Genomic DNA, 12,937 nt, shown 5'->3' on the forward strand with positions numbered 1-12,937 from the left:
AGGCCGTCTGAGGCCCGCATGAACTGAGGCCTGCTTGACCCGAGCCCCGCATAAACATGGCTCGAGTAAAATCCTCGTCCATATCATCGGGGACGACATGGGATATTTACTGGTGCTGTGCGTCGGTTTGCTGGCAGGCACGTTGAGCGGCGTGATCGGCACGGGCTCGTCGATGATGCTGATGCCCGTTCTCGTGATGCTGTTCGGGCCGCAGCAGGCGGTGCCGATCATGGCGATTGCCGCGATCATGGGCAACTTCGGCAAGATCCTCGCGTGGTGGCGCGAGATCGACTGGCGGGCTTGCGGCGCTTATTGCCTGACTGCGGTTCCGGGGGCGGCGCTGGGTGTGCGGACACTTCTTGCATTGCCGCCTCATGCCGTTGAACTCGCGTTGGGATTGTTTTTTGTCGCGATGGTGCCGACCCGGCGCTGGTTGGCGCGGCGCGCTATCAAGTTTTCTTTGTGGCAGCTTTCACTGATCGGCGGCGTGGTGGGTTTTCTCACCGGCATCGTCGTTTCTACCGGACCGATCACGGTGCCCGTGTTTATGTCGTATGGTCTCGTCAAAGGCGCCTTTCTTGCGACTGAAGCGGCTGGATCATTGGCTGTCTACGGCACCAAGGTCGCGGTTTTCAATCATTTCGGCGCATTGCCCTTGCATGTGGTGATCGACGGTCTGATCACCGGCTCGGCGCTCATGATCGGGTCTTTTTCCGCGCGGCTGATTGTGGTCCGGATGAGTCCTGCGGTTTTCAAACTTGTCGTTGACGGGTTGATGTTGTCGTCAGGGGTTTCATTGCTGTGGGCGGCCGGGCGATAAGTTTTTTGCGAAAGGCGTGAAACGTTACCCCACCGACGCCTGAAATACCCGCCGGTAGTTCCCTCCAAGAATCGCCCCGACTTCCGCTTGCGAGAATCCGGCCAGCAACAAGGCACTGGCCAGATCCGGCAACTGCTCGTAGCTCCTGAACACCGGGGGTGAAATGAATCCGAGCATGTCCGTCCCCAGGCCGACATGTTCCACCCCGACCACATCCGCCATGCGTTTGACACCTTCCGCCATCGCATGCAAATCGTGAAACGTCCCTGAGCTCGGCCACACGCCAATCACGCCGCCTGTGCCGGCGATCACCCGCGCATGGTCCGGCGTGATGAGCCGGCTGCGCGCGCCCGGATGCGTGGCCAATGCCGAATGCGAGAGTACCAGCGGTTTGGTCGATGTATCGGCCGCGCGTTTCACCAGATCATAGGTGCCGTGCGCCACATCCACGACAATGCCCAGGGCGTTGCAGCGCTGCACCACCTGGACGCCGATGTCCGTGAGGCCGCCATGCACTGGCGGCTCGGTCTGGATATCGCCGAGTTCATTCACGCGATAGTGCGTCAGTTGCAGATGCCGCAATTGATGCTTCGTGTACGCCTCATCGACCCGATCCACCTGGCCTTCGAGAAAATCCGCGCCTTCAGCGGCGATGATCGCGCACGGCCCCTGCGGCGCCAATGCCGTCAACGACGCCGTGTCCGTCACCACCCGGATCTGCTCACGCTCGACTAGTTGATGCGCGCGCTGGAATTCGGTCTGGCCGAGTGCATAGAGCTCGCCTGACTGCGGCTCGCGCCATGCTTCGAAACGCTTGCGGTTATCCGCCACCCGCGTGACCGTCGTATCGGTGACAATCGCAAGGCAGATGACGTTCATGCCGCCGGCGCGCATGGGCGCGGCCAGCGGGATGAAGGGGCGGTGTGCGCCGATTGCCGGATTGCGCGACACGATCACGCGGCCGCCGTGGCTATGCATGTCGATGGTGAACGTGTCGGCGGGCGCTTGCCATGCCGGCGCGGTGTCGGATTGAGCGGATTGTGCTGTTTGCGCCGCCTGCGCCGTTTCCTCGTGCGCCTCGGTATAGCCGGCAAAGTGCCCGGGCGCACACGCTGCCAACCCCAGCGCCGCGCCCGACGCCAAAAATGCGCGCCGGCTAAATCGACGCTGTGGCGCGTGTGGGCGATCGAGGGCCACCGCATCGACTAACCGATACCGCCAGCCCGCAGGATCGTCGACGAGGCGCAACAGTCGGCCGCGCAAGGCGAGAACCTCCGACTGTGGCGCGAGCGGCGCGGCCATCTGCACTTCGAGCGATGTAAGCGGATTGCGCGGCACACAGCCCCCGCAGCACGGCTCGTCGGCGCTCAGCAAGAAGTAATCGACCGTGTCGGCTTGCGGGTCCAGCGGAATCATCCAGCCCGATATGTCGGCAGTCGTGCCGTGCAAGGTGTCGGCACTCCCGCTTTGGATGCTCGGCCAGTCGATCTGCATCGGTGCTCCTCTCGAGTACGGCTTATTTGCGGGCTGCTGTTGCCCGGCCTTTATCAGTGGTCAGCGCGCCGACCATGCTTTCAACGAGCTTCAGCGTTTCGGCCTTCAGGGCGACGGGGTCGTCCGCGTCATCGAGCAGTTGCGCTGCTTCGCACAGCATGCTGCCGATCATGCGCGCGGCGAGGTACGCCTTGGCTTTTTCCTTGCCGGTGGTCTGGTTCGCCAGCGCGCCGATGAGCAGACCGTAGACGTGCGCTTCTTCGATCTCGCGGCACCGCGCCGGGCCGAGCACGGCGGGCGCGGTTTCAATGACGAGTTGCCGGTAGGCAGGTTCGGTACAGACCTCGAGGAATTCGCGTATGCCCGCGCTCATTCGCCGGGCTTCCGGCGCGGCCGTGGCGGCGGATCTGACCTTGGATGCGGCGGCGGCCTGGAGCGACTCGACCAGGGCGTCGAACAATTCGGCCTTGTCAGCGAAGTGATGATAGAAGGCGCCACGGGTCACACGGGCGCTACGTGCGATGGCTTCGATCCCGACTTGCTGGTAGCCCTCTGAGGTAAATAACTCGCCCGCAGCGGCGATGAGCGCCTGACGGGTCGCGTCCGCATATTCCTCGCGACGGGATTTGGGTGATGGACCTGCGGTCGGCATAGGGTGCGTTTTTATCTCTTGATTTTTCACATTCTGATTGTAGTATACATACACGGTGTATGTGAAAATCTCGTTGTATGTTAAATCGGAATTTGGCTGCGGCCTGGATACACGGGCAAACAACACCGTAGGTAAGCAACCCATTCAGGAGCAAACCCACATGACGTCAGCAGAAAAATACCTTCCCCCGACTGCGGAGCAGTTAGCCAACGCCCGGATCGCAGTGCAACGCTTTGCCTCGGAGTGGCAACACCCGGTCGCCGATAACCTGGAAGCGCTCATGCACGAGGACACGCGAAACCTGATTCCACCCATGACCGAACCGGCCGACAGGAAAGGCGTGATCGAACATTTCCGGCAGGTCCTCACCCAACTTCCGGACCTGAAAGTCGACGTCCTTCAATGGGCACCCACCGGCGACGCCGTCATGATCGAATGGCAGGCGTCCGCCACGGTAGCCGGGCAGCCGCTGAAGTGGCTGGGTGTCGATCGCTTCAACCTGCGCGGCGACCGGATGTACAAAGGGCAGGTGTATTGGGACACGCGGCGAGTGGCGGAACAGGTGGCCGAAGCTGTCAAACGCGCGCAGCAGGGCGGCTCAGCGGGTTGATGCTTCGCCTTGAATGAGTCGATAAAAAAGCGGTTAAAGCATGCGTGCTTTAACCGCCTATGATCTTTCAAAATTGGTGATCAACTGCGTGGCACGCCGTCCTCTACCAGCACGGCGATCGGCATTGCGCCTAACGCGTCGCGGAGATACAGCAAGCCGTTTTCATCGACCTTGGGCGCGGCCGGACTCAGCCAGTCGAACAATGCTCGCGCGACCAGATCCGCGGGCATTTCGATCGCCGTATCGCCCCATTGGGCCGGATCGACCATCGGCAAATCGCCGCCATCACTTTCTGCGCCGAGCAACCCGGCAGCAAGCCGGCTCGCCACCACCACCGCCCACGCATTCCCATGCCGCCGTGCAAACGCGATCACATTCGACGCATGCGCACCGCGCACGGCAAGCGGTAGATACGCACTTTGACTCAGCAGCTCCGGCAAATGCGCGCGCAACGCCAGCACGCGCTGCACTACGGCGAGTTTCACCCGGCCATCGTGCCAACTCGCCAGAAACTCTGAGGGCGGTGTTTGTGCGAGCCACGCCTTACGCCTCGCAAAATCGACGGGTCGGCGATTGTCTGGATCGACCAGACTGAAGTCCCACAACTCAGTACCCTGATAAAGATCGGGAATCCCAGGCGACGTCAACCGCAACACGGTCTGCTGCAAACTGTTGAGCGCACCCGCGCGCCCAATCCGCGCCACGAACGCGGACAACTCGCGCAAGAACCCGTCGCGCCGCTGCGGCGCCAGGATATCGAACAGAAAATCGCGGCAGCCGGCCTCGTACGCTTCGTCGGGTGCGAGCCAGTTGGTTTGCAGCTTCGCCTCCCGCAGCGCCTTCAGTTGCCATTGCGCGACGCGCTCAGCCAGTTCCTTGACGCCCGCTTCATCGTCCGGCTTCAGATCCGGTGGCCAGCAGCCCACCAAGGTCTGATAGAGCATCGCTTCGGCGGCGGGGCCTGGCGCCCAGTCGTAGCGTGTATCGTGGCTCACGCTGCTGACCGGCTTACCGTCGAGCGCACGCCGATGCGGCGCGTTCAAGGTCGACCACGCGCGCAACGTCGAACTCCAGTCATGAGAGATCTCGCTCAATACCGCAAGCCGCGCACGCACGTCTTCGCCCCGCTTGTGGTCGTGCGTGGCCGTGGCGAGCATGGCGTGAGGAAAGCGCTGCGAACGCTCGAGATTCGCCGCATGAAATTGCTCGACCGACAAAGCAAACTCGCCCGGGTCCGAACCGACCTCGTTGCGCGAGAGCAAACGTCCATAGCGATAGCACGCCGTATCTTCAACCGCCTTTGCGGCGACGGGTGCGGTCAATTGCGAAAACAGCGTTTGCGCGGTGCGGCGCGCCGAACCTGCGTGACTTGGCGGGGCGCCATTTGGGCCCTGCTGTTGCGATGGCGCATTACCGCGTGCATTCGGCACTTCTTCGGCACTGCCGCCAAGCCACGCGTTTACACGGTCGAGCACCCCGTAGTCCGCGCGCGAAAGCGTCTCTCTCGCGCCTGCCAGCGCCTGCTCGAAGTACACGTTATCGGCGGCGCTGCGCAGTCCGTTCTGGGGATAGATCCGATACACCGGAAAATGCACGACCAGTTCGGTCAGCAAGCGCCGCAGCGCGGTGAAGGTGAAATCGCGCGTGGTCAATGAATCGCGGGCAATGCGATGCAATGCCCGCGCCGCGCGGTCCAGTTCCGCCGAGAGGTTCTCCGCGAGAATCTTGCGGCGCGCGGCCAAGGCTTCATCGGCAAAGCGCGGGCTGCGGCCGGTGAGTTCGGCCCACGTTTGCGCGAGCGGCTCGGCGCCGGCCGGATCGTGCAGCAGCGCACCCACGTCGTTCATGAAATCGTAGCCGGTCGTGCCGTCCACGGGCCAATCGTCGCGCAGTGGCTCGCCACGGCCGAGAATCTTTTCGACGACTACATACGGCGCGGTGTCACGCAATTCGGTGAGGCGCTGCCGCAGACGCTGACAGTACTCACGCGGTTCAGCGAGCCCGTCCACGTGGTCGACCCGCAAACCATCCACCACGCCTTCCTGGTACAGACGAAAAATCAGCGCGTGCACTGCGTCGAACACTTCGGGCCGCTCCACACGGACGCCGGCCAATGTCGAAATATCGAAGAAACGCCGCCAGTTCACTTCATCCGACGCGGTGCGCCACCACGCGAGCCGGAAATGTTGACGTTCGATCAATCGATGCAAACGGTCACGCGTCACCGGGTCCGCGGGTGAATACGACTCCAGCACTAATTCGATCGCCGAGCCGCCGTTTTGCGCGACGAACTCGCGCAGCATGTCGCGCCCTTCGGCGGCGCGCGGCTGATCGGCCGGCTGCGTCGTCAGGCCCTGGAAACGTTCGGCCAGTGCGGCGAGATCGGCGCGGTCGGCGCTTTGCAGAATCGCCGCGTAGTCGGTTGGGCACACTGGAAACACATGTGGCCCGTAGCCGATATAAAAGCGCCCACTGTCGGCCGCAAAATGCAGTGCAATTTGGCCTGCCGCAAGTTCCTCGCCGTACGGGGCGCCGAGTGTCGGCGCCAGCACCTTACCGCGCAATGCCGGATCGGGCGAATGCCAGTCGACATCGAAATGCCGAGCGTACGTGCTGTGCCGGCCCCATTCGAGGATGTCGAGCCACCACGCATTGCTCGAGCCGCCAACGCCCATATGATTCGGCACCACGTCGACGATCAACCCCATGTCGTGCGCGCGCAGTTTATCGGCGAGGCGTTTCAAGCCTGCCTCGCCTCCGCATTCGGCGCTGACCTGCGTGTAGTCGACGGTATCGTAGCCATGCATCGAGCCCGGCTCGGCGGTGGTGATGGGCGACGCGTACACGTGGCTGATGCCGAGCGCGGCGAAGTAGTCGACATGCTTCGCCGCGTCGTCGAAGGTAAAGCCCCGGTGGAACTGGAGGCGAAGCGTGGAGCGCGGGACGGTCATGGCGTATCAGGCTCCGAAGAAGCGTTGGAAGAAGCAGGAACGATGGCGCCACGGCGCGCACGATCGACGGCCAGCAGGCGATCGCTGAACGTGTCGTCCTCGAACAATGCGTCGATGGGCAAGGTTACGCGGCGGCGCCAGTTCGGATGCTCGTCGATCGAGCCGGGCAGATTCGGCTGCTCGACCAGCGCGAGCAAATCTTCGAGCGGGAAAGTGACGAGCGGGCCGGGCGTCGCGGCGACGAAGGCGAGGGCTTCATCCACGGGCGCCTTGTCGGGCGGCGGCGCGTCCACGTCTGGCGCGGCGACGCCGGCTTGCTGGAACGCGCGCCACAACAGCGCGCGATCGGCGGCGCGTTCTTCCTGGGCGACTTCTTCCGCGTCGCGGCCGTCGGCGCGCGCCAATGTCTGACCGATCCGGTTGCGCCATGTGATGTCGCTGCCGCGCCACCAGCCTGCCACGGTCGGCAGATCATGGGTCGTGGTGGTGCCCACTGCGTTGCGGTCCCACGCCTGCGGCGGCTTGAAACCCCGGCCGCCTTCCGCGCCTTCGAACCACAGCACACGAATGCCGGCCAGACCGTGCTCGTCGAGCCGCTCGCGAAAACCGGGCGGCACGGTGCCGAGATCTTCGCCGATCACGATTGCCCGATGCCGCCACGATTCGAGCGCAATCAGCCGCAGCAGATCTTCGAGTGGATAGCGCAGATACGCGCCGTTACGCGCGCTCTCGCCCTCGGGCACGAGCCATAGGCGTCGCAAGCCGAGAATGTGGTCGATGCGGATACCGCCCGCATGCGCGAACGCCGCGCGCAGCATGTCGATGAATGCGGAGAAGCCCTGCGTGCGCATCGCGCGCGGCGAGAAGGTGGTCAGCCCCCAAGCCTGTCCGGCCTGATTGAACAGATCGGGCGGCGCACCCACTGAAACGCCTTGCAGCATGTCGTCGCGGTACGACCATGCATGGCTGCCGGCACTATCGCAGCCGACGGCGAGGTCGGCGATCAGGCCGATGGCCATGCCGGCGTCGCTCGCTGCATGTTGTGCGTGCGACAAGCCCTTGGCGGCGAGCCATTGCAGAAACAGATGGAAATCGACTTCATGCCGATGCGCTTCAGCAAAGGCTTCGACTTCCGGGCTGCGCGGATCGCGCAATGCCTCAGGCCAGTTGCGCCAGTGACCGTTGCCACCCTCCTGGGCTAATTGTTCCGCCTGCAGCGCTTCGAAGCGCGCATGGTCTTCGAGCGCACGGCCGGCACGTTCGCAGAAACCATGAAATTCGAGCGCGCGCGGCGTGTCGTGCGCGCGTTCCTGCGTGCAGAAATTCTCGTACAGCGCGCGCAAAACCTTCAACTTCAGCACGACCGCGTTCGGCCAGTCGATCAGCGGCAAGTCTTCGAGCGCCGACCACGCGTTTGCGGCCTGCGCGGCTTCGAACGCGGCGCGTGCGGCGTCGGCGCCGAACACCGCGGCAGGGTCGATATGCGTGACGTTCAACCACAAGCGCGACGACGGCGAATACGGACTGAAGCGATTCGGCTCGGCGCTGAACATCGCGTGCGTCGGACTGACGGCGAGTGCATGCGCGCCACGCTGCGCGCTTTCAATGGCCATTTGCGCGAGGGCCGTATAGTCGCCGATGCCGCCATCGCCCGTGCGGCGCAAGCCGTATAACTGCGCGGCGATGCCCCACAACGGCGGCGTTTGCGCCGTGGCGCCGTCGTGCAGCGTGCGCCATGCATCGGCGGCGGTATAGCAGCGCGACGGCGCCACGGCCAACGTCACGCGTTGCTCGTTGATCACCAGCGTGTGATAGCCGGGTTCGTCGATCGGTGCGAGCAACGCTTCCTCGCCTTTAGGCGCCGTGAAACGGCCGTCGATGATCGAGCCGCTTTCGAGTTCGATCCGGTAGTGACTGCCGGATTTGATCGCCGCGAGCGGCAGTGCGATGCCGCGTTCGACCTCCGCGGTCATCAGCGGCGGCAGCTTGCGGCCGGACAGTTCCGCCTCGAGCGCGGCCGCGCTGTGCCGGATCTGCGTGGCGTTGCCGCATGGCAAGCCCATCCGGTCGAGCAGCACGGCGAGCGTGCTCTCGGGTACGTGTTGCGTCGTGTGGTGCGCGTCCCGCCACTCGACTTCGAAGCCGGCGCGCGCCGCAAGGGTCACGATCGTATCGTTTGAACGGCGGGTGGCACTCACGCGTGGTGCTCCTGTTGGCCCGCGATGCGGGCGTCGTGGCCGATGGCATAGTCGCTGACGTCGCCGGTCACCCACGCGACGAACGCGTACGACGGCAACACCTTGACGTCAATCTGCTCGCGCGCGCGCGGCGGCGTTTCGAAAATCACTTTGCCGGCTGGCAGATCGGGAAACGCCACGTTCTCTTTCGAGAGATTCAATGCAATCGACAAGGTTTCGCCGTCGCCGAGTTTCCAGCGGGCGATTAGTGCATGGGCGTCGCCGCCATTTGCGGCGGTCAACACGGTCGAGCCGCACGCTCTGGAATGTTTCAGGCGCGGCGTGATCAGCTTCGCCCGCACGGCGAGCGCGGATTTGTAGAAGTGCATCCAGTCGAGACGGTCTTTTGCGGTGTCGTCCGTGGCCGGGCTTTGAACCGGTTCAGGTGGTGACGAGGCCACAAAGGTCTGCACGTCGTTCGGATCGGGAATCTGCGCGCGACGCTTTTCATCGCTGAAGGCCGAAAAGCGTGCGAATTCGCGGCGGCGCCCTTCGCGCACGGCGTCGGCGAGATCGCCGCTGTAGTCGGTGAAAAACAGGAACGGCTGGGTCGAGCCGTATTCCTCGTCCATGAACAGCAGGGGGATATGCGGCGACAGCAACAGCAAACCGGTGGCGGCGCGCAAGGCATCGTCCGAGGTCAGCTTGCGCAGGCGCTCGCCGAATGCGCGATTGCCGATCTGATCGTGATTCTGCAGGAACATCACGAACGAAGTGGGCGGCAGATGCCGGCTCGCTTCGCCGCGCGGCGCGCCGTCGTGAATCGGCGACGAATCACCCTGATATGCGAAACCTTCCGATAACACGCGCGCGAGGCGGCGAATCGGCTGATCCTCGTAGGCGTAGTAGTAGCCCTCCGTTTCGCCCGTCAGCAGAACGTGCAGCGTGTTGTGCGCGTCGTCGTTCCACTGCGCGTCGAAATGCGTGTCCAGCAGGCTCGCGCTGTTGTGCTCGTTTTCCAGCACCAGATGCACGTGGCGGCCGTGCTGCACTTTCGCGCGGATATGGTCGGACAATTCGCGCAGCCACGTGTGATTGCCGATGGCATGCACCGCGTCGAAACGCAGGCCGTCGAGACGGTATTCGTTGATCCAGTAGACAGCGTTGTCGATGAAGAAATCGCTCACTTCACTGCGGGCGAAATCGATCGCGGGGCCCCACGGCGTGTGCGTGCCTTCGTGAAAAAACGAGCGGGCGTATTCGTGCAGATAATTCCCGTCCGGGCCGAAGTGGTTGTAGACCACGTCGAGAAATACCATCAGGCCGAGACCATGGGCGGCGTCGATCAGCGCTTTCAGTTCTTCGGGGCGGCCGTACGCGGAATCGGGCGCATAGGGCAGCACGCCGTCGTAGCCCCAATTGTGCCGGCCGGGAAAGTCGTTCAGCGGCATCAGTTCGATCGCGGTCACGCCGAGCGCAACCAGCGCGGGCAGACGTTTCTGCACGCCCGCATAGCCGCCCATCGTGCCGACGTGTAACTCGTACAACACCGTTTCTTCCCACGGGCGACCATGCCAGCTCGTATGCTCCCAGTGGTACGCGCGCGGGTCGATCACTTCGCTCGGGCCGTGCACGTCTTGCGGCTGGAACCGTGACGCGGGGTCGGGCACCGCATGTTCGCCATCGAGCCGGAAGCGATACAGCGTGCCCGCGCCGCTGTCGACGGTGGTCTCGAACCAGCCGTTGCCGGCAGGCGTCATGTCGTGCGCGCCTTGGGCCGGTCCGTTTTCGATCTCCACCTGGACCGTCTTGCACGAAGGCGCCCAGAAACGGAACCGCGTGCGCGGCTTCGCGCCCGTCGCGCCTAGCAACTGGGCGCTGAACGGCAGGCAATGCGCGTGATGGTGCGCGTGAGGATCGATCGGACTTTCGGACATGATTCATCACCATTCGATGTTACTTTCGCCTACGTGCTCGGCGACGTATCGCTGCTCGGCGGATGCGCGCCCGGATCGGGCGGCAGGGCGGTCAACAGCCGCGGCCCGTGCTGCGCGCCGGCCTTCCAGCCCGCCTGCCAATCCGCTTCGCCGATGGGTTGCGCCGCCAGTATCACGAGGCCATGCGCGGCCACTTCGACTTCCGGCACCGCCAGCCGGTGCGGCGCGCTTTCCGGCTCAGCCGTGTCTAGCAGCACATGCCATTCCAGGTGGGGCGCAGGCGGCACGAAACGCCGTGTTTCGTCCGCAGCATTGAGCATCATCAACAATACTTCCGTTTCGTCATTCAAACCTGGACCCGCGCGCCGCAGCGTGAACGCGCGGCCTTCGGGGTCCTGCCAGGCTTCGATGGTGAGCGGATCGCCGTGTTCATCGAACCACCCGACGTCGAACAAGCCCGGCAACACTTCGCGGTCGCCGAACAGAAAGCGCGTCTCGCGCAGCAGCGGATGCTGTTTGCGTAGCGCGATCACGCGTGCGACGAACGCGGTCATCTGGCGGCCATCGGGCGACTCTGCGTGCGCCCAATCGAGCCATGATAGTTCGTTATCCTGGCAGTACGCATTGTTGTTGCCATTCTGTGTGCGCAGCGATTCGTCACCGGCCAGCACCATCGGCGTGCCGAGCGCCATCAGCAGCGTGGCGATCAGCGAGCGTGCCACGCGTTTGCGGGTGTCGAGGAGGACCGGATCGTCGGTCGAGCCTTCCACGCCCCAATTGCGACTGCAGTTTTCGTTATGGCCGTCGTTGTTGTCTTCGCGATTGGCCTCGTTGTGCTTGTGCTCGTACGCGGTGACATCGGCGAGCGTAAAGCCGTCATGCGACGTGACAAAGTTGACCGATGCCCATGGTTTCCTGAAACGCCGGTTGAACAGATCGGCGGAGCCGGTGAGACGGGCGGCGAGATCGGGGCGCAGGCCCGCGTCACCGCGCCAGAAGCGGCGCACCGTGTCGCGGAAACGGTCGTTCCATTCGGCGAAGCCCGGTGGATGGTTGCCGAGTTGATAACCGCCCGGGCCGATGTCCCATGGCTCGGAAATCAGCTTGCGTTGCGACAGGATCGGGTCCTGGCGCAAGGCGTCGAAGAAACCGGAGCCGGGATCGAAACCGTGCTGCTCGCGGCCGAGCGTCACGCCGAGATCGAAACGGAAGCCGTCGATGTTGAACTTGGTCGACCAGTAGCGCAGCGAATCCATCACCATCTGCAGCACGCGCGGATGCGCCAGGTTCACGGTATTGCCGCAGCCGGTGTCGTTGATATGGTGGCGTTCGTCGCCGGGAATCAGGCGGTAGTAGCTTGCGTTGTCGAGGCCGCGCCATGAGACGGTGGGCCCCATCGCGTTGCCTTCGCAGGTGTGGTTGTAGACCACGTCGAGAATCACTTCGATGCCCGCTGCGTGCAATTGACGCACGGCGATGCGCATTTCATCGAGCCGGTGTGAACTCAGATACGAGGGCTCCGGCGCAAAAAACGCCGCGGTGTTGTAACCCCAGTAGTTACGCAGGCCGCGTTCCACCAGAAAGCGGTCGTTCAGAAACGCATGCACGGGCAGCAATTCGATAGCGGTCACGCCAAGCTTCAGCAAATGCTCGATGAATTCCGGCGAGGCCAGCGCGGCGAAGGTGCCGCGTTCGTGCTGACGCAAATCGGGACGCAACATCGACACGCCGCGCACATGCGCCTCGTAGATGATGGTTTCGCCCCACGGCACATTCGGGCGCGTGTCGTGCGACCAGTCGAAGGCTTCGTCGATCACGACGCACTTCGGCATGGCGGGCGCCGAGTCGCGCCGGTCGATGGAGAGGTCGGCGCGATTCGAATGCACACGGTAGCCGAACAACGCGTCAGACCAGCGAAACTGCCCAACCAGTTTGCGTGCATACGGATCGAGCAATAGTTTGTGCGGATTGAAGCGATGTCCATGCTGCGGCTGATACGGCCCATGTGCACGAAAGCCGTACGCCGTGCCGGGGTGCGCATTGGGCAGGTAGCCGTGCCAGATTTCGTCGGTGCATTCGGGCAGCGTGAAACGTCTGATTTCCTTGCGGCCGGTGGGATCGAATAGGCAAAGCTCGATTTTCTGCGCATTCGCCGAGAACACCGCAAAATTGACGCCGAGGCCATCCCAACTGGCGCCGAGCGGATAGGGCGAGCCGGGCAGAAGCCGGTCGGGCATTGCATGCGACATGATTCCCCTTCCTTGTTCTGTTTTATGAACGCTATCGTGGGACTTCA

General features: G+C 63.6%; 8 protein-coding genes. 2 read left to right on the forward strand and 6 right to left on the reverse strand.

Going from position 1 to position 12,937, the window contains the following annotated elements:
* Positions 1-97 precede the first annotated feature (97 nt).
* Entirely contained in the window at positions 98-820 is a 723-nt protein-coding gene (locus PQQ95_RS33785; protein WP_408445987.1) for a sulfite exporter TauE/SafE family protein, read from the forward strand.
* A 24-nt stretch (positions 821-844) separates the two neighbouring features.
* Here the strand turns inward: PQQ95_RS33785 and PQQ95_RS33790 are convergent, their stop codons facing one another.
* On the reverse strand, positions 845-2,314 hold the full coding sequence (locus PQQ95_RS33790; RefSeq protein ID WP_408445989.1) for a dipeptidase: 1,470 nt from the start codon (positions 2,312-2,314) through the stop codon (positions 845-847).
* A gap of 22 nt (positions 2,315-2,336) precedes the next feature.
* On the reverse strand, positions 2,337-3,020 hold the full coding sequence (locus PQQ95_RS33795; protein ID WP_408445990.1) for a TetR/AcrR family transcriptional regulator: 684 nt from the start codon (positions 3,018-3,020) through the stop codon (positions 2,337-2,339).
* A 106-nt stretch (positions 3,021-3,126) separates the two neighbouring features.
* Between PQQ95_RS33795 and PQQ95_RS33800 the strand changes: the two genes are divergently transcribed.
* Positions 3,127-3,576, forward strand: coding sequence for a nuclear transport factor 2 family protein (locus PQQ95_RS33800; protein ID WP_093634955.1), 450 nt, complete (start codon positions 3,127-3,129; stop codon positions 3,574-3,576).
* Between the two features lie 80 nt (positions 3,577-3,656).
* Here PQQ95_RS33800 and treY read toward each other — a convergent pair whose 3' ends face one another.
* From treY to glgX, 4 genes are read right to left on the reverse strand one after another with little or no spacing between them, the layout of a single operon-like run.
* Positions 3,657-6,527 carry a malto-oligosyltrehalose synthase gene (treY, locus tag PQQ95_RS33805; RefSeq protein ID WP_408445992.1) on the reverse strand — a complete coding sequence of 957 codons (2,871 nt, stop codon included), beginning with the start codon at positions 6,525-6,527 and terminating at the stop codon, positions 3,657-3,659.
* Complete coding sequence (gene malQ / locus PQQ95_RS33810) at positions 6,524-8,725, reverse strand: 4-alpha-glucanotransferase (protein ID WP_408445994.1); 2,202 nt, start codon at positions 8,723-8,725, stop codon at positions 6,524-6,526. Before malQ ends, treY begins: the two co-directional genes overlap by 4 nt.
* Positions 8,722-10,641 (reverse strand): malto-oligosyltrehalose trehalohydrolase, encoded by a 1,920-nt coding sequence (gene treZ, locus PQQ95_RS33815; protein ID WP_408445996.1) that lies wholly within the window; start codon positions 10,639-10,641, stop codon positions 8,722-8,724. The genes malQ and treZ overlap by 4 nt, the downstream gene beginning before the upstream one ends.
* A gap of 29 nt (positions 10,642-10,670) precedes the next feature.
* Positions 10,671-12,890 carry a glycogen debranching protein GlgX gene (gene glgX, locus PQQ95_RS33820; protein ID WP_408445998.1) on the reverse strand — a complete coding sequence of 740 codons (2,220 nt, stop codon included), beginning with the start codon at positions 12,888-12,890 and terminating at the stop codon, positions 10,671-10,673.
* Between the last annotated feature and the right edge of the window lie 47 nt (positions 12,891-12,937).

Origin of the sequence: Paraburkholderia caffeinilytica (assembly GCF_046030355.1) — a bacterium.
GTDB classification, from domain to species: domain Bacteria; phylum Pseudomonadota; class Gammaproteobacteria; order Burkholderiales; family Burkholderiaceae; genus Paraburkholderia; species Paraburkholderia caffeinilytica_B.

Bases quoted from the DNA above. Each gene is read 5' to 3' on its own strand.
- PQQ95_RS33790 (WP_408445989.1), bottom strand. From the start codon at position 2,314: ATGCAGATCGACTGGCCGAGCATCCAAAGCGGGAGTGCCGACACCTTG.
- treY (WP_408445992.1), bottom strand. From the start codon at position 6,527: ATGACCGTCCCGCGCTCCACGCTTCGCCTCCAGTTCCACCGGGGCTTT.
- PQQ95_RS33800 (WP_093634955.1), top strand. From the start codon at position 3,127: ATGACGTCAGCAGAAAAATACCTTCCCCCGACTGCGGAGCAGTTAGCC.
- treZ (WP_408445996.1), bottom strand. From the start codon at position 10,641: ATGTCCGAAAGTCCGATCGATCCTCACGCGCACCATCACGCGCATTGC.
- PQQ95_RS33785 (WP_408445987.1), top strand. From the start codon at position 98: ATGGGATATTTACTGGTGCTGTGCGTCGGTTTGCTGGCAGGCACGTTG.
- glgX (WP_408445998.1), bottom strand. From the start codon at position 12,890: ATGTCGCATGCAATGCCCGACCGGCTTCTGCCCGGCTCGCCCTATCCG.